The sequence below is a fragment of the Sphingobium chungbukense genome, from assembly GCF_001005725.1.
Taxonomy (GTDB): domain Bacteria; phylum Pseudomonadota; class Alphaproteobacteria; order Sphingomonadales; family Sphingomonadaceae; genus Sphingobium; species Sphingobium chungbukense.
The window spans coordinates 1,071,711-1,096,717 of record NZ_LBIC01000001.1; the positions used below are offsets into that span (position 1 = coordinate 1,071,711).

The window sequence follows — 25,007 nt, forward strand, 5'->3', positions numbered from 1 at the left end:
AATGTAAGGCAGTGGATCGCCGCCCCTCGCGACTCCCCTGATATTCTGTTACGGAGCCGCAAACAAAGGTCGCGACGGCATAAATTTAGGGGGGAGGGCGTCCCATGGATGCTGCTGCGTCGACCGCCCCGGCATCGGCCCGGGACAACGGCTTTTATCTGGGAATGGCGGTTGCCATCGCGGCGACGGTGATCGGCGGTTTCGGCTCCTTCGCGTTGCGGGGGTTGGTCGATGTCTCGCGCGCGCCCTATTGGGTGCATGTGCACGCCGCGGTGTTCGTGAGCTGGACGCTGCTGTTCGTCACGCAGAATGCGCTGGCCCATCGCCAGTCGATCGCGCTGCATCGGCGATTGGGCTGGGTCGCGGTGGGGATGGCGACGGCGATGGTGCCGCTGGGCGCGTTCACCGCCGTCATGGCGGTGGCGCTGGATCGCGTGCCGCCTTTCTTCACGATGCCGATCTTCCTGGCCTTGAGCGCGTTGGAACTGATCGCCTTCGTCGCGCTGCTGACCGCCGCCGTCCGCCTGCGCCGCCGGACGGAATGGCACAAGAGGCTGATGCTCTGCACCATGATCTCGATCATCGGACCGGCTTTCGGGCGGATTCTGCCGATGCCGCTGCTGGGACCCTGGGCCGGACTTGCGGTGATGGGCGGGCAATTGCTGTTCGTGGCGGTGGCGATCGCCCATGATCTCGTGTCGCGCGGGCGGGTGCATCCGGCCTATGGTGTCGGTGCGGCAGTGATCCTGGCCGAAGGGCTGGCCGTGCCGGTGCTGGCCGCGACGCCGCCCTTCCTCTGGCTCGCTTCGGCTTTGGCGGGCTGAGTTTCGGTTGCGTCGGGCGCCCGCTTGCGTTAAGGGCGCCCCTGCAATCGGGCGGTCCGCCGCCTGATACCCTGACAGATCCATGGCGCCCAAGAGGGGCACCGGATGGACGCTGGCCGGCGAGGATTCGCCCGCCGGCGATTTTGTCGTTTGGCGGGGTAAGCGCAGTTTTCCGGGCCTTTCGGCCCAAATGAGGTGATGATGTTCGATTCGCTAAGCGATCGTCTCGGTGGGGTATTCGACAAGCTGCGTGGGCGCGGTGCGCTGACGGAGGACGATGTCCGCGCCGCGATGCGCGAGGTGCGAATCGCGCTGCTGGAGGCAGACGTCGCGCTTCCGGTGGTCCGCCAGTTCGTCGATCAGGCGACGGAGCGGGCGGTCGGCAGCGATGTGCTGCGGTCGGTCACGCCGGGGCAGATGGTCGTCAAGATCGTCTCGGATACGCTGACCGAGACGCTGGGTTCTGAATCCTCCGACCTGCTGATCGATGTCACCCCGCCCGCCGTCATCATGATGGTCGGCTTGCAGGGGTCGGGCAAGACCACCTCCACCGCCAAGATCGCCAAGCGTCTGAAGGAAAAAGAGCGCAAGAAGGTGTTGATGGCGTCGCTCGACGTCCAGCGCCCCGCCGCGCAGGAGCAGTTGGCGGTGCTGGGCACCCAGACCGATGTGGCGACGCTGCCCATCGTGCCGGGCCAGCAGCCGGTCGATATCGCCAGGCGGGCGTTGCAGGCCGCGAAGCTCCAGGGCTTCGACGTGGTGATGCTCGATACCGCGGGGCGCCTGCACGTCGACCAGGCGCTGATGGACGAGATGAAGGCGGTGGCCGAAGTCTCCAACCCGGCGGAAATCCTGCTGGTGGTCGACTCGCTGACCGGTCAGGACGCGGTGAATGTCGCGACCAGCTTTACGGCGCAGGTTCCGCTGACCGGCGTGGTGCTGACCCGTATGGACGGCGATGCGCGCGGCGGTGCGGCGCTGTCGATGCGCGCGGTCACGGGGCGGCCGATCAAGTTCGCCGGCACGGGCGAAAAGCTCGATGCGATCGAGCCTTTCCATCCGGCCCGCGTGGCGCAGCGCATCCTGGGCATGGGCGACGTCGTCTCGCTGGTCGAGAAGGCCGCCGAGACGATCGACGCCGAGGAAGCCGACAAGCTCGCCAAGAAAATGGCCAAGGGTCAGTTCGACATGAACGACCTGCGCGCCCAATTGAACCAGATGCGCCGCATGGGTGGCCTTGGCGCGTTGGCGGGCATGCTGCCGGGCCTCAAGAAGGCGCAGGCGGCGATGGCGAACAGCGGCGCCAACGACAAGACGCTGATCCATCTCGATGCGATGATCGGGTCGATGACGCCCAAGGAGCGGGAGAAGCCCGCCCTGATCAACGCCAAGCGCAAGATCCGCATCGCCAAGGGTTCGGGCACCACGGTGCAGGAAGTCAACCGTCTCCTGAAAATGCATCAGGAAATGGAAACGGCGATGAAGAAGATCCGCAAGATGGGCGGCCTCAAAGGGCTGGCCAAGATGTTCACGGGTGGCGGGCTCGACGGGATGCTGGGCGGTGGCGGTGCGCCGCCGCAGGGCTTGCCGGGGTTGGGCGGCAATATGCCGAACCTGCCGCCCGGATTTCAGAATTTCATGAAGAAATAAGCGTTTTCAGTCATTTGGTTTAGAGTAGAAAGGCAAGTTCCATGGCAACCTCCATCCGTCTGTCGCGCGGCGGCTCCAAGAAGCGTCCCTATTATCGCATCGTCGTGGCCGACAGCCGCGCTCCGCGTGACGGCAAGTTCATCGAGCGTATCGGCAGCTACAACCCCGTCCTGCCCAAGGGCGACGAAAAGCGCGTCGTTCTGGACGTCGAGCGCGCGAAGCACTGGGTTGCCGCCGGTGCCCAGGCGACCGACCGCGTGGCCCGCTTCCTCGACGCCGCGGGCGTGAAGGAACGCGCCGCCCGCAACAACCCGAAGAAGGCGGAGCCGGGTCAGAAGGCCAAGGACCGCGCCGAAGATCGCGCCGCCAAGGCCGCTGAAGCCGCCGAAGCCGCCGAAGCGGCCAAGGCTGCTGCTGCCGAGGCTGCTGCCGCGCCCGCCGAAGCGCCTGCCGAAGAAGCCGCTCCGGCTGAAGAAGCGGCCGCCGAGCAGGCCGAGGGCTGAGTCCTTTGACCGACAAGCCCGTCACTCTCGCCGTCGTCATCGGTGCGCATGGGGTGGCGGGCGAAGTCCGTCTGAAGCTGTTCGGGGAGGGGGCGGAGACGCTCAAATCCTATGGCAGCTTCGATGCGGCGGGGCGCATGTTGACGTTGAAGTCGGTGCGCCCCGGCCCCAATGGCGCGGTCGCGCGCTTTGCCGAGATCGGCGATCGCACGGCGGCGGAAGGGCTGCGCGGGACGGAATTGACCGTGCCCCGCTCCGCCTTGCCCGCGCTGGGTGAGGGCGAATATTATCATGCCGACCTGATCGACCTGCCCTGCTTTTCCAGTGATGGCGAAGGGCTGGGTCATGTCGTCGCGGTCGAGAATTTTGGCGCGGGCGACATTATCGAGGTGGAGCGGCCCAATGGGAAGCGCTTCATGGCGCCGATGCATGCGGTCACGATCGCGGATGAGCGGGCGGTTATCGAGGCGGCTTTCGCAGCCTGACCGATGAGCTTCGCCGCGCAGATCCTCACCCTCTATCCGGAGATGTTTCCGGGGCCGCTGGGCGTGTCGCTCGCCGGGCGGGCGCTGGCGGAGGGGAAATGGGTGTGCGATCCGATCCACATTCGCGACTTCGCCACCGATAAACATCGCACGGTCGACGATACCCCTGCTGGTGGCGGCGCGGGCATGGTGCTGCGCGCCGACATACTGGGCCTTGCCGTCGATCATGCGCTGGCACGGCGTCCGGACCTGCCCGTGCTTGCGATGACGCCGCGCGGGGCGCCGGTCACGCAGGGTCGCATTCGCGCGCTCGCCGCCGGTCCCGGCGCCACCATCCTCTGCGGCCGGTTCGAGGGCTTTGACGAGCGGATTTTCGAGGCCCGCCCGGTCGAACAGATCAGCATGGGCGACATCATCCTTTCCGGCGGAGAGATGGGCGCGCTGATGCTGTTGGATGCTTGCATCCGCCTGCTTCCTGGGGTAATGGGCGCCGCTTCCAGTGGGGATGAAGAGAGCTTCGAAAGCGGCCTTCTCGAATATCCACATTATACCCGACCTGTTGAATGGGAAGGGCGCACGATCCCTGAAGTGTTGCGATCGGGGGATCATGCGAAGATCGCCGCCTGGCGGAAACAAAGGGCGGAGGACGATACACGGCTAAGGCGGCCGGACCTTTGGGAACGTCATATCGGCGTTCGGGACCAGTCGCCCTCTGGTGCGCAACGCGAAGAATAGGACCTGAGTCATGAACTTGATCCAGCAGATCGAGGCCGAGAACATCGCGGCCCTCGCCAAGGATATTCCGGAATTCCGTCCGGGTGACACGCTGCGCGTCGGTGTGAAGGTCGTCGAAGGCGACCGCAGCCGCGTCCAGAACTATGAAGGTGTCTGCATCGCCCGTTCGAACAAGGGGATGGGCAGCAACTTCACCGTGCGCAAGATCAGCTTCGGTGAGGGTGTGGAGCGCGTCTTCCCGCTCTATTCGCCGAACATCGATTCGATCACCGTCGTCCGCAAGGGCGTGGTGCGTCGTGCGAAGCTCTATTATCTGCGCGGCCGTACCGGCAAGCGCGCTCGCATCGCCGAGCGCCGCGACGTGCGCGGCGAGGACTGATCGCCCGTTCAACTGTTCTTGACAGTTGTATAAAAGATACAGGCGGCACCCCAATGGGGTGCCGCCTTTTTCTTTGTTTTCCAATGATATGATCGAAATCGCTTCCTGATTGCGCCAGGTGCCTGAACCGGATTTTGCGCCAATAACAAAATTCGTTTCTCATTGATGGCGGTTTTGTGTCAGCGTTCCGTTTCTAGACAATACTCAATATTTCCGACGACCAGACCAGTCGGTCTGGCGCGGGGGGAGTGTGTCTCGAAGATATTGAACGAAACTGGGACAATGAAAAAATAAAAGATCGGCCAGGAGAGGCTCTCTTCATAAGAAAGCAAGGGGGCTATTTCATGAATTATAAGAGTTTCGTTTCCCGCACGGCCATGATTATTGCGCTGTCGTCTTCAGCCTCGGCCCTGGCCCAGACCAGCGATCCGCAGGCGGCTTCGGCTACTGATGGCGCCGCGATCATCGTCACCGGTACGCGCATCACCGGGATGAGGGCGGCCGATAGTCCGGCACCAATCCAGCTTCTGAGCGCGGACACATTGCAGCGCACGGGGTCGCCGGACCTGATGCAGAGCCTGGCGCAGCAGCTTCCCTCGGTTCAGGCGCAATCCTTCGGCGGCGACCTTCAGGCGCATAATTTGCAGATGAAGCTGCGCGGCCTCAGCCCGAACCACACGCTGATCCTGGTCAACGGCAAGCGCCGCCATGGTACCGCCAACGTCTCGGTAGCCGGCGGCCCCTATGGTGGCAGCGCGGCGCCGGACATCAGCTTCATCCTGCCCGAATCGATCGAGCGGGTCGAAGTGTTGCAGGACGGCGCGGCGGCGCAATATGGCACGGACGCGATCGCGGGCGTCATCAACTTCCTCCAGAAGAAGGCTGACCATGGCGGGTCGATCAACCTGACCGGCGGCGAATATTATGATCAGGGCGGCAAGACCTATGCGATCGGCGGCAATATCGGCATGGCGCCCTTCGATGGCGCCTATCTGAACATCTCCGCGCAGAAGAAGCACAAGGGTTTCAGCTTCCGCGGCGACATCAATCCGCAGGCGATCCGGCTGTCCACCGCCTATCCCGCAATCAAGAATCTGCTGGGCTATCCCTATACCAACCGGATCATCGGCGATCCGCACATCGACCAGACGGTCGTGAACTACAATGCCGGCTATGAATTCGGCGATTATGAAATCTACAGCTTCGGCAGCTACGGCCACAAGAAGGCCGCCGCCTATGAAAACACCCGTCCGCCGACGACCGTCGTCAGCGCCAGCGGCGTGCCCTATTATGCCGGTGGCTTCCAGCCGCAGGAGCGCATCGACGAGACCGACTATTCGGTGACTGGCGGCTTCCGCGGCACGGTGGGCGACACGACCTTCGACCTGGCGTCCACCTATGGCAAGGATCTGGTCAAGGTCTATGTCTACCACTCGGCCAATGCCCAGCTTTACGCCGATACCGGCTTCACGCCCCAAACCTTCCACAATGGCGATTTCTTCAACACCCAGTGGAGCAACACGCTCGACCTGACCCATGCGTTCGACGTGGGGCTGTCGGAGCCGGTCAACGTTGCCGCGGGCCTGGAATTCCGGCACGAAACCTATGGTATCCGCGCGGGCGATCCGGCCTCCTATTATGGCGGCGGCGCGCAGTCCTTCTTCGGCTACAGCCCCAATGACGCGGGCAAGTACAAGCGGGACAATTTCTCGCAATATCTGGACATCAGTCTGAAGCCCGTCGAAAACTGGCTGGTCGACGGCGCGGTGCGTCACGAACATTATAGCGATTTCGGCGACACGACGGTCTTCAAGCTGACCACCCGCTATGACTTTTCCGATGCCTTCGCGCTGCGTGGCACGGTCAGCACCGGCTTCCGCGCGCCGACCTTGGCGGAAGGCGGCTATTCGGGCCTGAACGTGGGTCCGGGCTTTATCGGCGGCGTGCTTCCGCCTGCTTCCGCTGCGGCGGGATCGCTGGGCTTCGGCGGTCTCAAGCCTGAAAAATCGACCAACTTCAGCCTAGGTACGGTCTTCAACCCAACGCGGAACTTCACCCTTACGCTCGACGCCTATCAGATCACGATCCGCAACCGCATCATGACCTCAACGGCCTTCTCGGGCTTCACCGGCAATCGTTGCCCGGCGGGCTATGCCGGCAGCAATGCGGCGGCCTGTCTGCCCTTCAATGCCGACCAATATGCCATCTACAACCAGCTCGCGGTGCTGAGCGCGGTGAATGCGGCGCTGGGCGGCAGCAGCACGGTGACCGATTGGCGTACGGCGGATGCCATCCCGGCCTATGTGCTGTTCGCGGACAATGGCGTCGACCGCAATACCGAGGGCGGCGTGTCGGTGCAGAGCTTCGTCAACGGCGTGAAGATGCGGACCCGCGGCGTCGATCTGGTGGCGAGCTACCTCGCTGATCTGGGCGATCTGGGCAAGCTCGACCTGACCTTGACCGCCAACTACAACCAGAACAAGGTTCTGGGGATCAATCCGCTTCCTGCCGCGCTCTATTCCAGCACGGTCAATCCGGAGTTGACGCGCCTGATCGACGCGTCGAGCGAGGTGGAACTGGAGCATAGCACGCCGCGCTTCCGGGGGACGTTCAACGCCTTCTGGACCTGGGGCAAGTTCACCGCCAACCTGCGCGAAAGCTATTATTCGCAGGTCTACACGCTGGAAAATGCGCGCAGCGGTCCGGATGCGGGCAATCTGATCAAGGTTCCGGTCAAGGAGGCGTTCCTCACCGATCTTGAACTCGGCTATCAGATCGCGAAGCCGATCAAGATCTCCGTGGGCGCGAACAACCTGTTCAACAAATATCCGACCCAACGGTCCAAGGAGTTCATCCGCAACACCGAATTGGCCAATATGGAACGCGGCTATTCGACGAGCAAATATCCGCTCATCTCGCCCTATGGCATCAATGGCGGCTATTATTATGCGCGTGTGAATGTGACCTTCTAAGAATAGAGGGACGGGCCACTCGGCTCGGTCTCTTGTTCGACAGGGAAGGCGGCGATCGGCCTGGGCCGTCGCCGCCTTTTCCTTTCTCCTGGTGCATCAGCCTATGTCGCTCCTTCACCGTCTCGCCATTCCCGCCGATGAACCATCGCTTGTCCATGTGATGAGGCTGGCGATCGACGGGTTGCAGTCTGGTTTTCTGACGCCTGAGCAGGTGCGGGCGAGCCATGCTTTCATGGGGCTGGACAGCCGGTTGATCAGCGACGGCACTTATTTCGTGATCGAGGATCAGGGGCAGATCGCCGGTTGCGGCGGCTGGAGCCGGCGCGCGACGGCTTATGGCGGCAATCATAGTGCGGGCCGTGACGACCGGCTGCTCGATCCGGGGACAGAGGCGGCCAAGGTGCGGGCGATGTACACGCATCCCGACCATGTGAGGAAGGGCGTTGGCAGGCTGATCCTGTCACTCTGCGAACAGGCGGCGCGGATGGAGGGTTTCTCCGCGCTGGAACTGTCCGCCACCATGGCGGGCGTGCCGCTTTATCGCAGCTTCGGTTTCATCGATGTGCATGCGTTCGAGGATAGCGGCGTGCCGCTGATCCTGATGCGCAAGCCTATTGCCGACTTGTGAACCACAGGCCGATCAGGCTGAGCGCTGCCGCCGCCGACATATAGAGGCCGACCAGCGCCACGCCCTGCATTCCGATCAGCCAGGTCGCGACGATCGGCGCCAGCGCGCCGCCGATGATCCCGCCCAGATTGAAGGCGAAGGAGGCGCCGGTATAGCGGAGCTGCACCGGGAAGAGATGCGGCAGATAGGCGCCCAGCGGGCCGTAGACGAAGCCCATCAGGAACAAGGCGAGGCTGAGGATCAGGAAGATCGGCAGCAATTGCCCAGTGCCGATGGCGGGGCCGAAAATCACGCCCATCGCCACCGTGCCGATGCAGCCGGCCACCAGCACGCGGGTCGGGCTGCTCCTGTCCGCCCACCAGCCGGCGAGGATGATGCTGAGCGCCATGAACAGGATTGCGCCGAGCTGGATCGCCAGGAAGGTTTCGCGGTCGATCTTGAGCGTGGTCGTGCCATAGCCCAGCGCGAAGGCGGTCGCGATATAATAGACGGCGAAGCAGGCGGCGCAGGCGAAGGTGCCCGCGATCGCGGCGCCGAGATGGCTGCGGAACAAGGTTGCGAGCGGCACGGCGGGCGGCGGCGCCTCGGTGCGGGCGGCCACGAATTCGGGCGTCTCGGTGAGCTTCAGGCGAATCCACAGGCCCAGCAACACCAGCACCGCGCTGCCCAGGAAAGGCAGGCGCCAGCCCCAGGCGAAGAAATCCTTGTCGCTGAGGAAGGTGCCGAGGATCAGGAACAGCCCGTTGGCGGCGAGGAAGCCGACCGGCGCGCCCAATTGCGGGAACATGCCGAAGCGCGCCCGCCAGCCCGGCGGGGCGTTCTCCACCGCCAGCAGCGCTGCGCCGCCCCATTCGCCGCCAAGGCCGAAGCCCTGACCGAAGCGCAGGATGCACAGGATCAGCGGCGCCCACCAGCCGATGCTCTGATAGGTCGGCAGGAACCCGATGGCGAGGGTCGATCCACCCATCAGCATCAGCGACGTCACCAGCGTCGTCTTGCGCCCGATGCGGTCGCCATAATGGCCGAACACTGCCGCGCCCAAGGGCCGGGCGAAAAAGGCGAGGGCGAGGCTGCCATAGGCCGCCAGCAATTGCGCGGAAGGGGAAGAGGAGGGAAAGAAAAGCGGGCCGAAGACCAGGCTGGCGGCGGTGGCGTAGATATAGAAGTCGTAAAATTCGACCGCCGTGCCGATCAGGCTGGCCGCCAGAACCCGCTTGTGGCGCAGCATCGCGCCGATGCCGTCCATTTCCCCCGAACCCGCTGCCACCGCCCCTGTCGCCATCATTTCGCTCTTTTCTGGTTCAGCAATTCATAGGCCATGACCGCGCAAGCGACCGCTGCGTTCAGGCTGTCCGCCTTGCCCAGCATCGGCATCTTCACCAGCAGGTCGCATTGCGCCTCATAGCTTTCAGGCAAACCCTGCGCTTCATTGCCGACCAGCAGGAAGCTGGGGCTTTGGTAGCGCGGTTCCTGATAGTCGTGCGTGGCCTTCAGGCTGGTGCCGATCAGTTCGCCCGGCCCTTCGCGCAGCCAGTGCATGAATTCCCCCCAGCGTGCCTGGGTGATCGACTGGGTGAAGAGCGCGCCCATGCTGGCGCGTACGGATTCGACGGAGAAGGGATCGACGCAATCGTCGATCAGGATGAGGCCGCCAGCGCCGACCGCATCGCCGGTGCGCAGGATCGTGCCCAGATTGCCGGGATCGCGCAGCGATTGGGCGACGATCCAGATATCGGCCTTGGTTCTGTCGAGCTTCGCCAGCGGGGTCAGCCGGTCGCGATACACGCCGACCACGGCCTGGGGGTTATCCTTCCCGCTGATCTTGGCCAATATGTCGGGCGTGGTTTCGATGACATCGCCGCCCGCCGCCTCCATCGCCGCGATCAGATCGGCGGCGAGGGGATGGGTCGAGCCGGCATGGAACAGCATTTCGGGCAGCACGCCTTCCTCGCGCGCTTCGGTCAGGATGCGCAGCCCTTCTGCCAGGAACAGCCCTTCGGCCTTGCGGAATTTCTTCTCGCGCAGGGATCGGACGCGCTTCACCAGCGGGTTGGAAAATCCGGTGATCTCTCGCGCCACGATCCTGTCTCTTGCCTTTTCGAAGGTCCGCCGAAACGGCCTCTCTATAGGGGGAGCGGGGAAAAGGGTAGGGGGCTTGGAATGTCAGGATTTGGGTGGGAACGGCCACGAGCGGACCGGGGGAAAGCCGTTCGGGCCAAGCCCGTCGAGGCCCTTTCCGTTTCTCTTAAGATCGGGCCCGCTGCCCGTTTCCCACCCATTCCCGTAGGTCACAGGCTGCCGAAGCCGGGCGCTTCGCCGCGGGCATTGCCGTCGAGACGGGTCGGACGTTTCCAGCCGATGCGCGGGCGCTTGCGCAGACGGAGCGTTGGCCAGTCGCCGCGATCGGTGCGTTCGGCAAGGCGCATGCCCTGGGCGCGGTAGGCGGCCAGCACGGCATCGGCCTGTTCCTTGAGCAGGCCGGCAAGGACGATGGTGCCGCCTTCCTCCACAAGGGCGCAAAGCGAAGGCGCCAGTTCGATCAGTGGACCCGCCAGTATATTGGCTATCAGAAGGTCATAGGGCGCGCGGGTGATGATGGCGGGGTGGTCGACGCCCGCGGCCGTATAGAGCGCGATCTGGCCCTGGCCCTTCCCGGTCGCAATGCCGTTTGCGGCGGCGTTGGCCGCGCTGATCTCCACGGCCACCGGATCGATGTCCGATGCCGTCGCATAAGTCCGCGGCCACAGATGCAGGGCGGCGAAGGCGAGCAGACCCGTGCCGGTGCCGATATCCGCGACATTGCCGAAGCGCATGCCGACGCGGCGCATCCGGTCGAGCATGATCAGGCAACCCGCCGTGGTTTCATGCTGGCCGGTGCCGAAGGCACGGCTTGCCTCGATCAGGAAATTGACATGGCCGGGTCGCTCCGGATCGCTGGCAAGATTGCGGACGTGGAAGCGCCCGGCGGTGACGGGTTCCAGGCCCTGCTGGCTCAATGTCACCCAATCCTCGTCGGGGAGCTGTTCGACCTGCGGCCTGACACCCGCGGCGGAGGGGACCAGGGAACGGAGCAGCTTGATCGCGGCGGAGCTGGGCTGACCCTCGAAATAGGCTTCCAGCCGCCAGCTTTCTTCATCGTCGGGTGCCGCCTCGCTGGTCATCAGCACGGGCGGACGGTCCATCAGGGCGAAGGCCGCTATGTCGCCGTCCAGCGCCTCCGCCTCGGCGCGAGTGCAGGGGAGGGTGACTTTCCAGCTTTGTGCGGCTGGTTCCGGTTCGGGGGTTGGGGCGGCATCGGTCATGCCGCCGCCTTTAGACTTTTGGACGAGATAGGGGAAGCGGGGTGGCTTCAGGTGGTGAGTTGACCGTCGGCTTTTCCAGTTCGGTTCGTCCGAAGGATTTTGCGCGGACCCTTCGACACGGGCCTTCGACTTCGCTCAGTCCCTGCCCAGAAGGAGCGAGGAGAGACCGTTCATGGCCAAGCCGCCGTCAAGCGACCTGCTTGCCGAAGTCGGAGGAGGCCGCGCGCAGGCTGGAGAGTTTGCCCTCCACGCTCATGAAGCCCCGTTCGAGCTGGTCGATTTCGGAGGCCACGACTTCCGTATCCTGGCGGATCGCGCTGATGGTCGAGGACATGGAGTCGGCGGCCAGGGCTGTTTCGTCGACCGCCGCGGTGATCATCGTCACCGTCTGCGCCTGCGCGTCCATGGCGTGGCGGATGCGTTCGGCGCTGGCCTGAACCTCGCCCACCGTGTCGCGGATTCGTTCGTTGGTTTCGACCGACTGGCGAGTCGAGGCTTGGATGTCGGCGATCTTGCCGGCGATCTCGTCCGTGGCGCGGGCGGTCTGGTTGGCGAGGCTCTTCACCTCCTGCGCGACCACGGCGAAGCCGCGTCCGGCATCGCCCGCGCGGGCGGCCTCGATCGTGGCGTTGAGCGCGAGCAGGTTGGTCTGGCCCGCAATGTCGCGGATCAGGCCCAGGATCGATTCGATCGACTTGGCATGATCGGTCAGCGTCGTCGACATGGCGACCGCGTCGCCTGACTGGCGTGCCGCGCGCTGGGCCACGCCGGCCGCGCTTTCGACCTCGGTACGGGCATCCTCGATCGCACGGATGAGGCCGGCCGAGGTACGGGCCGCTTCGCGCATGGCGAGGGCGGATTGTTCGGCGGCGGCGGCGACTTCCGACGCCTTGCCCAACATGCCCCGCGTGGCGGCCGAAGCGTCCTTGGCCTGTTCGCGCAGCGATTCGCCCAGTTGCGAGGCGCCGTCGATCTCGCCCACGATCCGCTGTTCGAACAGGGTGCCGAAGCGCTGGCGCTCGTTGCGCTGGGCTTCCGCTTCATCGCTGGCGAGCACATTCGCCATCAGTCCGGCGTCGATCATGCCGACATGCATCATGACATGGACCAGCCGGCGGCGGTCCGCTTCCACCTCCGTACGTTCCCAGATGAGATCGATCAGCTTTTCGTTGGCCGCCGCCACCGGCATCAGGACAGCGCGCAACGGCGCCCCCTGCTTGCGGGCATGGCGCACGCAGGCGATCGAGGACAATGCCCATTCGCCCGCTTCATAATAGCCGAGCTTCTGGCGCACATATTCGTGCGCTTCGGTTTCGATCTTGGCGAGCGTCGCGGGGTTGAGCTTGGCACGCAGATTCGTCTGTTCGAGATAGGCGTCGTAGAAAGTGCGCGCCGCCACCGTCATATTTTCACCCACCAGGTCGCGGATCTGGCGCAGGCCCTGCGCCAGTTCACCATGCGGGTCGACCTCCCTCATCATCGCAAGGATGGCGTTTTTGGGCGTGGCGGCGGAAGTCATGTGCGGCAGAACCCCAAATTGGTCTTGTTGGTCGTGCCGGGATAGCGCCATTTGGTTAATCACTTCTTAGCTCATATCGGTCCGCTTTCCTTTATCCGTCCGCCGCAGGGCCAGGGCGGCTTGCCCTCTTCGCGGATCGCTCCTAAGGGGACGGGACTCGAGGGACAAACATCAGGGACGTAGGGAAGATATGGCGCGAACCACGAGCCGGCCGCTCTCGCCGCATTTGACGATCTGGAAATGGGGGCCAGCGATGGCCGTTTCCATCATGCACCGCGTGACCGGCAACGGTCTGGCAACGGTCGGCGCATTGGGTCTGGTCTGGTGGCTGATGGCCGCTGCAAGCGGACCGGAAGCCTATGCGACCTTCGTGAAGTGCGCGACGTCGCCCATCGGCTATCTGGTGATGGCGGGCCTCAGCTGGTTCTTCTTCCAGCATCTCTTTTCGGGGCTGCGCCATTTCGTGCTCGACATGGGCGCGGGCTACGAGCTGAAGAACAACAAGCTCTGGTCGCTGTTGACCTTCGTCCTTTCGGTGCTTGCCACCCTGGCCTTCTGGGCCGCGATCTGCACGGGGAAATTCTGATGGGAACGGGAACCGGAATCGGCCGCGTCCGTGGTCTTGGCTCTGCCCGCCACGGCGCACATCACTGGCTGGCGCAGCGTTATACCGCCGTCGGCAACCTGCTGCTGGTGCTGTGGCTGCTGTTCAGCCTGATCGCCCTGCCGGGGCTGGATTATCAGAGCGTTCACAACTGGATCGCCCATCCGCTGGTCGCGGTGCCGCTGATGCTGATGATCGTCAGCATCTTCTGGCACCTGCGCCTCGGCATGCAGGTGATGCTGGAGGATTATGTCCATGACAAGGGGCTGGCCTTCCTCTCCATGCTGCTGCTGAACTTCTATGCCTTTGGCGGCGCGGCCGCGGGCGTCTTCGCGATCGCCAAGATCGCCTTCACGGGGATCGTCAAATAATGAGCGAAGCCTACAAGATCATCGACCACACCTACGACACGGTCGTCGTGGGTGCTGGCGGCTCCGGCCTGCGCGCCACCATGGGCAGCGCCGAAGCGGGGTTGAAGACGGCTTGCATCACCAAGCTGTTCCCGACCCGCAGCCATACCGTGGCGGCGCAGGGCGGCATCGCCGCCAGCCTTGGCAACAACTCGCCCGACCACTGGACCTGGCACATGTACGACACCGTCAAGGGGTCGGACTGGCTGGGCGACCAGGACGCGATCGAATATATGGTGCGCGAAGCGCCTGCGGCGGTGATCGAGCTGGAACATGCCGGCGTGCCGTTCAGCCGCAACGACAATGGCACCATCTACCAGCGTCCCTTCGGCGGCCACATGCAGAATATGGGCGCGGGCCCGCCGGTGCAGCGCACCTGCGCCGCGGCCGACCGTACCGGCCACGCCATGCTGCACGCGCTCTATCAGCAGTCGCTGAAATATGACGCGGATTTCTACATCGAATATTTCGCCATCGACCTGATCATGGAAGACGGCCCGAACGGCAAGGAATGCCGGGGCGTCATCGCCATCTGCATGGAGGATGGCTCGATCCACCGCTTCCGTTCGAAGGCGGTGGTGCTGGCGACCGGCGGTTACGGTCGTGCTTACTTCTCCGCCACTTCGGCGCATAGCTGTACCGGCGACGGCGGCGGCATGGTGCTGCGCGCGGGCCTGCCGCTCCAGGATCTGGAGTTCGTGCAGTTCCACCCGACCGGCATCTACGGCGCGGGCGTGCTGATCACCGAAGGCGCGCGCGGCGAGGGCGGTTACCTCACCAACTCCGAGGGCGAGCGCTTCATGGAGCGCTATGCCCCGTCGGCGAAGGACCTGGCGTCGCGCGACGTCGTGTCGCGATCGATGGCGATGGAAATGCGCGAAGGGCGCGGCGTGGGTCCGAACAAGGACCATATCTTCCTGCACCTCGACCATATCGATCCCAAGGTGCTGGCCGAGCGCCTGCCGGGCATCACCGAAAGCGGCAAGATCTTCGCGGGCGTCGACCTTACCCGTCAGCCGCTGCCGGTGACGCCGACCGTCCACTATAATATGGGCGGCATCCCCTGTAACTATCATGGCCAGGTGGTGACCAAGGTCGGTGACGATCCGGAAGTGGTGGTGCCGGGCCTCTATGCGGTCGGCGAAGCGGCCTGCGTGTCGGTCCATGGCGCGAATCGCCTGGGTTCGAACTCGCTGATCGACCTTGTCGTGTTTGGCCGCGCGACCGGCCTGCACCTCAAGGAGACGATCAAGCCCAACGATTCGCACCGTCCGCTGCCGGCCGATGCGGCCGATCTGGCGCTGTCGCGTCTCGACCATTATCGCAATGCCAAGGGCGGTTCGCCCACGGCGAAGATCCGTCTCGAAATGCAGCACACCATGCAGAAGCATGCCGCCGTGTTCCGCGACAGCGCGTTGCTGGCCGAGGGTGTCGCCAAGATGACGCAGGTCAACCAGAGCCTGGCCGATGTCGGCGTGTCCGACCGCTCGCTGATCTGGAACACCGACCTTATCGAGACGCTGGAGCTGGACAACCTCATGTCGCAGGCGGTCTGCACCATGGTCAGCGCGGAAAACCGCAAGGAAAGCCGCGGCGCCCACGCGCATGAGGATTTCCCGAACCGCGACGACAATGAGTGGATGAAGCACACGGTAAGCTGGTTCGAAGGCTGGGGCGGAAAGGGCGGCAAGGTGACGCTCGATTACCGTCCGGTGCACGACTACACGCTCACGGACGAGGCGGAATATATCAAGCCCAAGGCGCGCGTTTACTAGAGCATCGTGCGCAAAAGTGGGAACCGGTTTTGCGCTTAAAACGATGCGACAACAAAAACTAGAACGCGCGGCTTGCGTACGATTTAACGCAGCGCGCTCTAATGCGCACCGTCAGGTGATATGAGAAGGGGGCGGGCCGGAAGGTGCCGCCCTTTTTCATGGTCAGCTTTTGGCCATCCTCTATCCCCGATGGCTCGTCCGTTGCCCCACGATCCGCCGCCGGCCATGTCCGTGCGGCTTTTCTTTCACCGTCGATTTGGCCGGATCAGAAGTCTAGTTCCGCCCGCCAGCCGACCACATTCACCCCATAATCGGCCCTGGTCCCCGCCAGGATCGCGGCATCCCGATAATCGATCCGTGCATAGTTGAGGTTGAAGCGGAGATATTCGATCGGCGTCCACACCAGCGCGGCGACATAGGCATTCTGCGTGCCACCCACGATGTCCCGGTCGTTGAGATCCAGATAATCATAGCGCAACGCCACCTGCCAGGCGCCCAGGCCGCCGCTGCCGACGGATTTTTTCGGCCTGGTGCTGCCGAAAATGCCGTTCTTGTAGCTGCGGGTCTCGCCGGTCAGGAACAGGCCGACCTCGGCATAGCCGCCGAAGAAGGTCGGATCGGCCAGCCACGGCCGATCGACCCGCAACCAGTGCGCCTCGCCCGCCCACCAGAACGGCCCCTGCGTGCCGGCCAGTTCCATGCCGTAATGGCTTTCCCCCTTGGCCGCGATCCGGGGCGTGGCCAGGAAACGGCTGTTGGCGCTATGGAAATAGGCCCGTTGCCGGTAGCGCTGCGGCGTTTCCGACAGGCGCTGAAAATCGCGCCAATGGCCGGACAGCGCGAAATGTAGCTGTGTGTCCCCCCATTTGGGCGCGAACACGATACGCCCATCGACGCCATAGCTGTTATTCTCGTCGCCTCCGTCAGGCCCGTCGGCGTCGTTGGTCAGCGAGTCGGCGCTGTCGGAGAAGATGCCCGCCTGCGCCAGCAACGGCCCGGCCTGATATTGCACCGACAGGCCCAATCGCCGCTCGAAACCGAAGGCATCGGTGAAGGCCGCCCGCTCCATCACCGAGCCGGTGGTGTCGCCGATCAGTTCGTCCAGCGACTGGAACTGGTTGTGATTGCCCAGCGTGACGAGCCATTTGCCCGTCTCATAGGTTATGAACGTGTCGACCAGATCGACGCCATTGTCGGAAAGCTCCGTCTCCAGCTTGTAACCGAAACCGCCGCCCAGCTTGCCTTCGCCACCCAGGCGTAGCCGGCGCAACTCGTTGGAATATCCTTTGGCGCGATCCTGCACGCTCGGCGGCGTCATCAGCATGCCCGCATCATATTGGATGCGGCCCTTCACCTTGAAGCTGGCCGACCCGCTGCTGAACACCGGACCGCCCTTCCAGCCGATGCTGGTGGCCGGGGCTGCCGGCTGTACGGGCGGTGGCGGGGTCGCAGGCGTTGGGGCGGCGCTCCCCAGGCGGGCTTCCAGTCGATCGACCTGCGCCTTGAGCGTGGCGATCTGGGCGCGCAGTTCCTGTGCCTCGGTTTCGCTGATTGCCTGCGCGACGGCGGGTAAAGGCATCAGGCAGAGGGCGAGTCCGCCAGCCCCCAATATACCGGCGCAAGGAGAGGTCCGCATGAATGAAATCCCGACAAATATCGGGTGACGCCAATATGAATTAATTATTACATGGAAGCGTCAGTAATATTTCATTTTTGCGACAATGGCGGGCAGGCCGACCTATTCCGCCGCCAGAGCATAGCCCGATCGTGGCAGTTCCTCCGCCAGCGCACCGACGATCGATGAGACGACCCGCCTTATCCGATCCAATCCCTCCCCCGGCTGCTCCATTGCCGCGTCCAGATAAAGGCTGCGGTCGAACTCCAGCTGCATGGCATAAAGGCCGTGGTCGGGATGGCCATGCCGCTCGATCATATGGCCGCCGGCATAGGGATGGTTCAGTGCCGCGGTGACACCGTGGGAGGCCGCCACGTCTGCCGCCAACATCATCAGCCGGGCCGATGCGCTGCGCCCGAAACGATCGCCCAGCACGAGATCCGGCGGCGCCTGCCCAGCGGCGGGTGGGGGCAGCGGCGGCATGGAATGAAGGTCGATCAGGATCGCGTGGCCATAAAGATCGCGCGCCGCCCGCATCAGCCGAGCCAGTTCGGCATGATAGGGGCGATGGACGGTTTCGATTCGCCGCTGCACCTCCGTCCAGCCCAGCGGCCGCAACCATAATTCATGCGCGCCGGGCAAACGGCGGGGGATCAGTCCCAGCCCGCCGCGCAACTTGGCGCTGCTGTGCAGGGCCACATCGCGTGGAAGGCCCGTCACCATGCCGGGATCGACTTCCCGTTCATGGCGGTTGAGGTCGATCATCGCCCTTGGCGCCCGCGCCACCAGCACGCTATGGCCGCCATCCATCACCGGATGGGCCAGCAAGTCCGCCCAGCGATCCTCCAGCCGCTGCAATATTTCCGGCCGGACCCGCGCCTGCGCCAGCAGCGACTCGTCATAATCGCGGCCGGCATGGGGAACGGACAGGATGACGGGACTGATCGGCTCTTCCGGGCCATGGAGGTCATAGGCGGCGCAGGATCGGCGGGGAACGGATGGCGCGCTATGATCCAAATCATGCCCTTTCACGCCGCCACCCAAAAATGGTTACTCGGCTGGATAATATTTACACCTTGTCGCATATATAGGGGCGACACGCCATCCGCGAAGGGGGCGATCCATGGGGACGGCCGGTCGGGGCCTGGGGCGAGACAAACGGGGCAATGGTTCGAATTCTGCTAGCCGAAGATGATGACAGCATGCGTGCCTATCTGGCCCGCGCCCTGGAAAGGTCGGGCTATGACGTCGTCGCCGTCGCCACGGGCGCGCAGGCTGTCCCGCATATCGAGAGCGACCGCTTCGACCTGCTGCTGACAGACATCGTCATGCCGGAAATGGACGGCATCGAACTCGCCCAGCATACCGCCTCCGTCGCACCGGACACGCGGATCATGTTCATCACCGGCTTTGCCGCCGTCACCCTGAAAGCCGGCAAGGCGGTGCCGCAGGCCAAGGTGCTCTCCAAGCCCTTCCACCTGCGCGAACTGGTGCTGGAAGTGGAGCGGATGTTCGGCAGCGAGAGCCTGACCGGCCTCAACTGACGATCTCGGCGGGGTCGGCCTCAAGCGGCCACCACTTCCTCCATGTCCGGCGTGGGGGGCAGCGGCGTGCCCGCCATGGCGGCGGCGAAACGCTCGCGATCAAGCCCCTTCTCCCAGGCCGACACCACGACCGTCGCCACAGCGTTGCCGATGAAATTGGTAAGGCTGCGGCATTCGCTCATGAAGCGGTCGACACCCAGGATCAGCGTCATCCCCGCGACCGGCACCGACGGCACGATCGACAGCGTCGCGGCCAGGGTGATGAACCCCGCCCCGGTCACGCCGGCCGCGCCCTTGCTCGACAGCATCGCGACCAGCAGCAGCAGCAGTTGCTCCTCCAGGCCCAGATGCACATTGGTCGCCTGCGCGATGAACAGTGCCGCCAGCGTCATGTAGATGTTGGTGCCGTCCAGGTTGAAGCTGTATCCGGTGGGCACGACCAGCCCGACCACCGACTTGCGGCAACCGGCGCGTTCCATCTTTTCGATCAGACTGGGCAAGGCCGCTTCGGAGGAAGAGGTGCCGAGCACCAGCAACAGCTCCGCCTTCAGATAGCGGATCAGATGCAGGATGTTGAACCCCGCCAGACGCGCCACGATGCCCAGCACCACCAGCACGAACAGCGCCGAGGTCAGGTAGAAAGTCGCCACCAGTCCGGCCAGATTGGCCAGCGTGCCCACGCCATATTTGCCGATCGTGAAAGCCATGGCGCCGAATGCCCCCAGCGGCGCGGCCTTCATCAGCAACGACACCAGCTTGAAAAGGGCGTGGCTGGCAGATTCGAGCACCGTCATCAGCGGCTCCGCCTTCTCCCCCACCATGGTGAGCGCAATGCCGAACAGGATTGCGACGAACAGCACCTGAAGGATGTTATGCCCGTCCGCGACCGCCGAGATCAGCGTGCCGGGGATGATGTCGAGCAGGAAGCCGGTGAGCGTGCGGTCGTGCGCCTGCTGTTGATATTGGGCGACCTTGCCCGCATCCAGCGTCGCGGGGTCGATGTTCAGCCCCGCGCCGGGATGGACGACATTGGCGATGATCAGCCCGACGATCAGCGCCAACGTGGAAAAGGTCAGGAAATAAGCGAAGGCCTTTGCCGCGACGCGGCCGATCGCGCCCAGTTCCTTCATCCCTGCGACGCCGGTGACGATGGTGAGGAAGATGACCGGTGCGATGATCATCTTCACCAGCTTGATGAAGGCTTCGCCCAACGGCTGCAACGCGACGCCCATGTCCGGGAAGAAATGCCCGATCGCCACGCCCAGCGCGATGGCGACCAGCACCTGGACATAGAGCTGGCGATAGAGCGGCAGGCGCTGGACGGCCCGGTCAGGCGGCGTGGTCGATGGCAGCATGATGTCTCGCGTCCCCTTTTCGCGCCGCAGCATATGGGCTGGCCATCGGCTGTCCAGAAGAATAGCGAAAAGGCGAAATTTCCCGCTTGCGCTACCTGCCTCCCCCCGCTATTGGCCCACTCCACCGTGGGCGTGTAGCTCAGTGGTAGAGCACTGTGTTGACATCGCAGGGGTCGCAAGTTCAATCCTTGCCACGCCCACCATCGAAAACCCCGTCAAATCAATGGTTTGGCGGGGTTTTTGTTTGCCGGCAGGCCGGCACAGGTCGAACCCGGCCGCCGCCCTTTTCGGCAAATTTTGGGCAAATCACCCCCCTCTCTTGGCAAATTCTGGGCATGCGGATGCTGGGCCAGCGCAGCCAATTCCCGAGTCGCGGACACGGCTCAAACCCGTCAGACGGAGGCGGTCGACAATCATTCGGCGGCGGCGAACAAAGCCAAAAGGAAAGCTTCGCTGAAGCCGCCAAAGCTGGGCCGACGGGGCACACCGGACAGTGGCCAGCGCGCCGATGCCAAGCGAAAAGCCTCCGGTTCGCTCAGAGCTCGAGCACCGCCGCAAGGTCGCGGACCAATTGCTTCCTGTCTCGCGACATTCCGCCCTGGTTCGCCATGAAGCTCACGCCGACCTGGGCAACGGAATGCGCCCGACCTTCATAAAACACGACGCGCTGCTTGTTCACGCCTGCAGAAAAATCTGCCCGGTACAGGCCGCGATCAAATACAAAGGAAACCAAGATGCTCTCCATCCGTACCCGTGGGAAGCACGGCATCTATTACATCCGTGGCACAGTTGGCCTCGGTAAAAAAAGATCATCGTCAAGGAATTCAGCACAGGAACGAGCGACCCCGACGCCGCAGCCCATCTGATGGCTGAACATGAGACGAAGCTGCGTCACCAACTGATGTTCGGTCCGGCCGCTCTCATCGCGCAGGGAACCATAGCCCAGGCCTTCGACAACTACCTGACCAAGGCGAAGCCACCCTGCCGGTCCGATGTCCTGCGCATCGGCAAGCTCAACGGGTTGATCGGAGACTTCAGTCTGCGCGAACCCAAGCAGGCGTGGGAACATTTTCGCCGCGCCTATCTGACTGGGCATGATCCGGCGGGCCAAGATCGCTATCGCTCCGTGTTCCAGGCGGCCATCAATGTCCATCACGAGCTGTACGACCTCCCGCCCCTGCGGATCAAGGCCATCCCCTTCAACAATGAACGGGTGCGCTTCCTCAGCAAGGAGGACCGCGACCGGTTGATCGCGGCCTACTCGCCACACATCCAGCCGATCATCACACTGCTCGCCTTCCATGGTCCACGCATCCAGACCGCGTTGCAGTTGTCCTGGGGCGTGAACGGCGTCGATATGAAGGAGGGCTCGATCCGACTCAATCACACAAAGAATGCGATCATCCGATCCGTGCCGATGCATCCACGTGTCATGGACGTGCTGCGCCCGATCTGGGAGAAGCAAGGTCAGCCGACAACCGGGCATGTCTTCCTCAACCGGTTCGGCAAACCCTATCAGGACACGCGCAAGGCGAAGATTCCCGGCGGCAATCCGATCAAGAACCAGCATGCAACCGCCTGCAAGCGCGCGGGGATCGAGGATTTCACCGTCCATGACTGGCGCCACCACTGGGCGTCCCATTGCGTGATGGCGGGGATCGACCTCATCACCATCATGAACATGGGCGGCTGGAAATCACTGCGGATGGTCCAACGCTATTCCAGCGTCAGCGTCGATCACATGCGAGAATCGATCAACAAACTGAGCTGAAGCCGGTGGTCAGGACCAAGAGAGTTTTGGGGGCATTCCCGGAGAATGGCCCCAGTGCGAAGATTGGATCGAGGGGCGAATTGCTTCGCTCGATCCAATTTCCAGCGGAATCAAGAAGCACGGCAATGAAATAATGTCCTGCGCGAAGCCATTGTCCCATCGCTTCGACAAGCGCGCCAGCTGTGTCGACGCTTCGGTCAGCCCAAGCAGACGATCCAGGGCGCGATGTCGTCCGCGAACTCTTCCTCGCTGATCGAACCATCGATCAGTCCTTCGACCATCCGACCCGCAAGCGTGTCATCGTTCATGGCGATTGTGAAGCCGTTAAGTTCGAGGAAGACGCCCATGCCAGCAAAGGCCGCGCGCTTGTTGCCGTCATTGAAGCCATGATTCTTCGCTATCGCGTAGCAAAGCCGCACGGCGAGTGTCAGCACATCATCGACATCGTCATAATGAAAGAGATTGCGAAGATTACTCAGGGCGCTTTCAACTAGTTTCCGGTCCTTGACGCCCGGCACGCCAGCGCTCTATTTGAATGCCATGTACTGTTAGAAGGCGCTCGTAGGAGAGCCACAAGGGCTCAACGGGCAAGGTATTCGAGAGTCTTCTTGTAGCGGTCGCTGAAATCACGAACAGCCTGCTCGAACTCGGTGTCGGTCACCTCGCGAGGTCGCGCCTTCAACGGAGCGCGACGGGTTTTTTGCACTGATTGCATATCGAGCTCCTTTCTCTCTGCTTTGCGTTTCTACGGCAATTAATGTGAGTATATTTACGCGACGGTCAACAAACCATTTAAACACTCGGCCGAAATGCGCAGCAAAATTCGCAAATCGCTCAAAACCCGTATGTTTTCTGCCGCGATTCGCCAAATGATGGGCCCACCCCTTTCCCATCCTATTCGCCTTCCAGGACCCAACGCATTCAGACCGCGTTGCAGTGCCGTGGGGCGAGGGCGGCTAACAAAGGAGCATGTCTTCCTTAACCGGTTTGGGAAACACTATACGCGCAAAGCGAAGCTTCCCGGAGGGAACCCCATCGAGAACCAACATGGCCCGGCCTGCAAGCGCTAACCCGCATCGCCGGCAAGCGCAGTGCAGCGCTCGCCGACGATGGCCAATATCTGGCTCTGAGCGGTCGCAGCGGCCTCGGCCTCCACCGCAAAAGCCGGTAGGCGGATGGTTTCGACGGCTTGTGTGAGGCTGCCAGTCAATTCGGCAATGGCTCTCTCCGCATCGCTTTGGGGCAGGCCGATCGTGCGCGCCAGCGTCATGAAATCTCGGCGCATCAGCCGATCGTCCTTGCCGTTGAGCTTGAGCGCCATGCGATCGCCGCCAAGACCGGGGAATACCCGCGTCGTGACCGCATCATAAAGCGGAGCGAAACGAACCGAGGTAAATGCCTTGGCATCCGGTTCGGCGATTTTGAGCAGCGCGAGGTTTTTGAGGTGCATGTCGCCATCGGCGATCAGCCAGGCGAAAACCGCGCGGCGGAAAAGAATGTCAAGATCGGCCGCAGGGTCGGTCGACAGCGACCGCAGTCCGCGCGCCATCCGCTCTATCGTCCCATCATATTTGGCCGAGGTGGGCAAATCCAGGATCGAACAGAAATCCTCAAGCGCGATCCGCCTTTGATCGCCCGGTCCCTGGCGGATATCGAACCGCTCCGCGATGAGCGCTGGGGCCATGCCATCGGGCATCGCCGTCAGGACGACGTCAGGCACCGCAAAGTCGGCGGCTCGGCCTAGTTCAAGGCAGAACCATTCCACCATCGGCAGCATCTCGAAACCAGCGGTGCCTGCCGGCTTGAGGATATGGGTGAATGGCAGATCGATGGCCGGGAGGAGTGCGCCATCCGGCGCCAGATGCATGGGCGCCTTGATCTGGACGCCCGACAGGCGCGGCGTTTCCGCGCGAGCGAATATGCGCGCGAGGTTCTGCTCGAAGCTCTCCTCGATCGCGCCGCGCGCCGGGCCATCATAGCGGCCGGTGAAGCGGCCTGCGTTGATAAAGCCGTTCAGCCTCGTCGTGAGATTGTCCGCCGGCAGTGCCGCCAGCTCGTCGCGGGCCTCGACCACGGTGATGTTCGACATATAGCGCCGCCCACGCTTCAACGCCTCGCGCTCGTCGCGCTCTTGAAGCACCTGGGCGAGCCAGCCTTCCGGTAAGAGGGATTCGACAAATGCCGGAAGTTTCCCGGGCGTTGTCTCCCGGATGAGCGCCGGTCCTGAACGCCGGCCTGGCTGCCAGCGCCACTCAAAGCCGTCATGAGTCAGGCGGCCGAGCGGCTCGCCGTGCCATGCAATCATCAGATCCAGCGCCGCCTTGTTGACGGGCGCTTTGGATGTGCTCGGCTGCGCCAATAAGAAGCGTTCCGCACCTTCGCCTTCGCGATACCAGCCATTTTCACGCGCGAGCGCCCAGACTGCATCGGCAGCATCCTTGGGCGTACCATGCTCCTCGACGAGGCGCGCAGACATCTGGACGCGCATTTCGGCAGTAATGGCACTGGCATGCTCGCTGCGCAGGCGAAAGGCTTCCAGAAAGCGCTGCCGGGGGGAGGACGCGTCGATGCGCAACTCGCCCAGATCGTCACCGACTACCGCTGACGCGGTCGAAGGATGCGGCGGCGCTTCGTTCTGGACGATCTCCAGGCTGCGCAGCCTCGTGCGCTGGTTGCGCCTGCCGCTGATAAAGAGCCGGCCGTCGGGTGTCGGCGCAAGCAGCACTGCGCTTGCCGACGACAAATAGGCATGGGGATAGAGATAATGAGCGATGCGGATCGCATGGTTCATTATGGCGGCGTCTGCATCAACATTTTGATCGACATATACGCCCCGCACGAGCTGGACGAGCTCGCCGGCTTGCGTGCGCTGGTGCGCGCGCTTGGCATTGATCGTCTCGCCAACCAGATGGATCGTCATATGATTATCTCGCATG

24 protein-coding genes and 1 tRNA gene are annotated in these 25,007 nt (G+C 63.4%); 14 read left to right on the forward strand and 11 right to left on the reverse strand.

Annotated features, from left to right (window positions below):
- Nucleotides 1-104 precede the first annotated feature (104 nt).
- The 8 genes from YP76_RS05410 (at nt 105) to YP76_RS05445 (ending at nt 8,176) form a co-directional block, all read left to right on the forward strand.
- Complete coding sequence (locus YP76_RS05410; protein ID WP_046762487.1) at nt 105-824, forward strand: hypothetical protein; 720 nt, start codon at nt 105-107, stop codon at nt 822-824.
- Nucleotides 825-1,022: 198 nt separating this feature from the next.
- Entirely contained in the window at nt 1,023-2,474 is a 1,452-nt protein-coding gene (ffh, locus tag YP76_RS05415) for a signal recognition particle protein (protein WP_046762488.1), read from the forward strand.
- A gap of 41 nt (nt 2,475-2,515) precedes the next feature.
- Nucleotides 2,516-2,977 carry a 30S ribosomal protein S16 gene (rpsP, locus tag YP76_RS05420; protein WP_046762489.1) on the forward strand — a complete coding sequence of 154 codons (462 nt, stop codon included), beginning with the start codon at nt 2,516-2,518 and terminating at the stop codon, nt 2,975-2,977.
- Between the two features lie 5 nt (nt 2,978-2,982).
- Nucleotides 2,983-3,462 carry a ribosome maturation factor RimM gene (gene rimM / locus YP76_RS05425; RefSeq protein WP_046762490.1) on the forward strand — a complete coding sequence of 160 codons (480 nt, stop codon included), beginning with the start codon at nt 2,983-2,985 and terminating at the stop codon, nt 3,460-3,462.
- Nucleotides 3,463-3,465: 3 nt separating this feature from the next.
- Nucleotides 3,466-4,197 carry a tRNA (guanosine(37)-N1)-methyltransferase TrmD gene (gene trmD / locus YP76_RS05430; RefSeq protein ID WP_046762491.1) on the forward strand — a complete coding sequence of 244 codons (732 nt, stop codon included), beginning with the start codon at nt 3,466-3,468 and terminating at the stop codon, nt 4,195-4,197.
- A 10-nt stretch (nt 4,198-4,207) separates the two neighbouring features.
- Entirely contained in the window at nt 4,208-4,576 is a 369-nt protein-coding gene (gene rplS / locus YP76_RS05435; RefSeq protein ID WP_046762492.1) for a 50S ribosomal protein L19, read from the forward strand.
- Nucleotides 4,577-4,920: 344 nt separating this feature from the next.
- A complete protein-coding gene (locus YP76_RS05440; protein ID WP_046762493.1) occupies nt 4,921-7,548 on the forward strand; it encodes a TonB-dependent receptor plug domain-containing protein in 2,628 nt (875 codons plus the stop codon).
- Between the two features lie 103 nt (nt 7,549-7,651).
- The gene (locus tag YP76_RS05445; RefSeq protein ID WP_046762494.1) at nt 7,652-8,176 is read left to right on the forward strand and encodes a GNAT family N-acetyltransferase; all 525 of its coding nucleotides are present in this window, start codon (nt 7,652-7,654) and stop codon (nt 8,174-8,176) included.
- Here YP76_RS05445 and YP76_RS05450 read toward each other — a convergent pair.
- The 4 genes from YP76_RS05450 to YP76_RS05465 all read right to left on the reverse strand — a co-directional run bounded on the left by YP76_RS05450 (nt 8,160) and on the right by YP76_RS05465 (nt 12,997).
- Nucleotides 8,160-9,461 carry an MFS transporter gene (locus YP76_RS05450; protein WP_232307449.1) on the reverse strand — a complete coding sequence of 434 codons (1,302 nt, stop codon included), beginning with the start codon at nt 9,459-9,461 and terminating at the stop codon, nt 8,160-8,162. The genes YP76_RS05445 and YP76_RS05450 overlap by 17 nt on opposite strands.
- Entirely contained in the window at nt 9,458-10,255 is a 798-nt protein-coding gene (locus tag YP76_RS05455) for a TrmH family RNA methyltransferase (RefSeq protein ID WP_046762495.1), read from the reverse strand. The genes YP76_RS05450 and YP76_RS05455 overlap by 4 nt, the downstream gene beginning before the upstream one ends.
- Nucleotides 10,256-10,464: 209 nt before the next feature.
- A complete protein-coding gene (locus tag YP76_RS05460; protein WP_046762496.1) occupies nt 10,465-11,478 on the reverse strand; it encodes a 50S ribosomal protein L11 methyltransferase in 1,014 nt (337 codons plus the stop codon).
- Nucleotides 11,479-11,665: 187 nt separating this feature from the next.
- Nucleotides 11,666-12,997: a methyl-accepting chemotaxis protein gene (locus tag YP76_RS05465; protein ID WP_197707369.1), complete on the reverse strand. Its 1,332-nt coding sequence runs from the start codon at nt 12,995-12,997 to the stop codon at nt 11,666-11,668.
- Nucleotides 12,998-13,187: 190 nt separating this feature from the next.
- Between YP76_RS05465 and sdhC the strand changes: the two genes are divergently transcribed.
- From sdhC to sdhA, 3 genes are read left to right on the forward strand one after another with little or no spacing between them, the layout of a single operon-like run.
- The gene (gene sdhC, locus YP76_RS05470; protein ID WP_046762497.1) at nt 13,188-13,583 is read left to right on the forward strand and encodes a succinate dehydrogenase, cytochrome b556 subunit; all 396 of its coding nucleotides are present in this window, start codon (nt 13,188-13,190) and stop codon (nt 13,581-13,583) included.
- On the forward strand, nt 13,583-13,972 hold the full coding sequence (gene sdhD, locus YP76_RS05475; RefSeq protein ID WP_046762498.1) for a succinate dehydrogenase, hydrophobic membrane anchor protein: 390 nt from the start codon (nt 13,583-13,585) through the stop codon (nt 13,970-13,972). Before sdhC ends, sdhD begins: the two co-directional genes overlap by 1 nt.
- Nucleotides 13,972-15,786: a succinate dehydrogenase flavoprotein subunit gene (gene sdhA / locus YP76_RS05480; RefSeq protein WP_046762499.1), complete on the forward strand. Its 1,815-nt coding sequence runs from the start codon at nt 13,972-13,974 to the stop codon at nt 15,784-15,786. The genes sdhD and sdhA overlap by 1 nt, the downstream gene beginning before the upstream one ends.
- 265 nt (nt 15,787-16,051) lie before the next feature.
- Here sdhA and YP76_RS05485 read toward each other — a convergent pair whose 3' ends face one another.
- Nucleotides 16,052-17,422: an OprO/OprP family phosphate-selective porin gene (locus YP76_RS05485; protein WP_046762500.1), complete on the reverse strand. Its 1,371-nt coding sequence runs from the start codon at nt 17,420-17,422 to the stop codon at nt 16,052-16,054.
- Nucleotides 17,423-17,524: 102 nt separating this feature from the next.
- Nucleotides 17,525-18,418, reverse strand: coding sequence for an N-formylglutamate amidohydrolase (locus tag YP76_RS05490; RefSeq protein WP_046762501.1), 894 nt, complete (start codon nt 18,416-18,418; stop codon nt 17,525-17,527).
- Nucleotides 18,419-18,567: 149 nt separating this feature from the next.
- Here YP76_RS05490 and cpdR point away from each other — a divergent pair, with 149 nt between their 5' ends.
- Complete coding sequence (gene cpdR / locus YP76_RS05495; RefSeq protein ID WP_046762502.1) at nt 18,568-18,945, forward strand: cell cycle two-component system response regulator CpdR; 378 nt, start codon at nt 18,568-18,570, stop codon at nt 18,943-18,945.
- A 20-nt stretch (nt 18,946-18,965) separates the two neighbouring features.
- Here the strand turns inward: cpdR and YP76_RS05500 are convergent, their stop codons facing one another.
- Nucleotides 18,966-20,300, reverse strand: a complete 1,335-nt coding sequence (locus YP76_RS05500; RefSeq protein ID WP_046762662.1) for a dicarboxylate/amino acid:cation symporter — start codon at nt 20,298-20,300, stop codon at nt 18,966-18,968.
- Nucleotides 20,301-20,428: 128 nt separating this feature from the next.
- On the opposite strand from YP76_RS05500, the gene YP76_RS05505 reads away from it, so the two are divergent.
- A tRNA-Val gene (locus YP76_RS05505) sits at nt 20,429-20,503 on the forward strand.
- A gap of 332 nt (nt 20,504-20,835) precedes the next feature.
- On the opposite strand, the gene YP76_RS05510 is transcribed toward YP76_RS05505, so the two are convergent.
- Nucleotides 20,836-21,033 carry a hypothetical protein gene (locus YP76_RS05510; RefSeq protein WP_084733025.1) on the reverse strand — a complete coding sequence of 66 codons (198 nt, stop codon included), beginning with the start codon at nt 21,031-21,033 and terminating at the stop codon, nt 20,836-20,838.
- A 132-nt stretch (nt 21,034-21,165) separates the two neighbouring features.
- Here YP76_RS05510 and YP76_RS26860 point away from each other — a divergent pair, with 132 nt between their 5' ends.
- Nucleotides 21,166-22,071 (forward strand): tyrosine-type recombinase/integrase, encoded by a 906-nt coding sequence (locus YP76_RS26860; protein WP_198147424.1) that lies wholly within the window; start codon nt 21,166-21,168, stop codon nt 22,069-22,071.
- A gap of 197 nt (nt 22,072-22,268) precedes the next feature.
- On the opposite strand, the gene YP76_RS05520 is transcribed toward YP76_RS26860, so the two are convergent.
- The 3 genes from YP76_RS05520 to YP76_RS05525 all read right to left on the reverse strand — a co-directional run bounded on the left by YP76_RS05520 (nt 22,269) and on the right by YP76_RS05525 (nt 24,991).
- Nucleotides 22,269-22,589, reverse strand: coding sequence for a type II toxin-antitoxin system death-on-curing family toxin (locus YP76_RS05520; RefSeq protein ID WP_052757310.1), 321 nt, complete (start codon nt 22,587-22,589; stop codon nt 22,269-22,271).
- A 62-nt stretch (nt 22,590-22,651) separates the two neighbouring features.
- Complete coding sequence (locus YP76_RS29020) at nt 22,652-22,786, reverse strand: hypothetical protein (protein ID WP_269748614.1); 135 nt, start codon at nt 22,784-22,786, stop codon at nt 22,652-22,654.
- A 351-nt stretch (nt 22,787-23,137) separates the two neighbouring features.
- The gene (locus YP76_RS05525) at nt 23,138-24,991 is read right to left on the reverse strand and encodes a HipA domain-containing protein (protein ID WP_046762504.1); all 1,854 of its coding nucleotides are present in this window, start codon (nt 24,989-24,991) and stop codon (nt 23,138-23,140) included.
- Between the last annotated feature and the right edge of the window lie 16 nt (nt 24,992-25,007).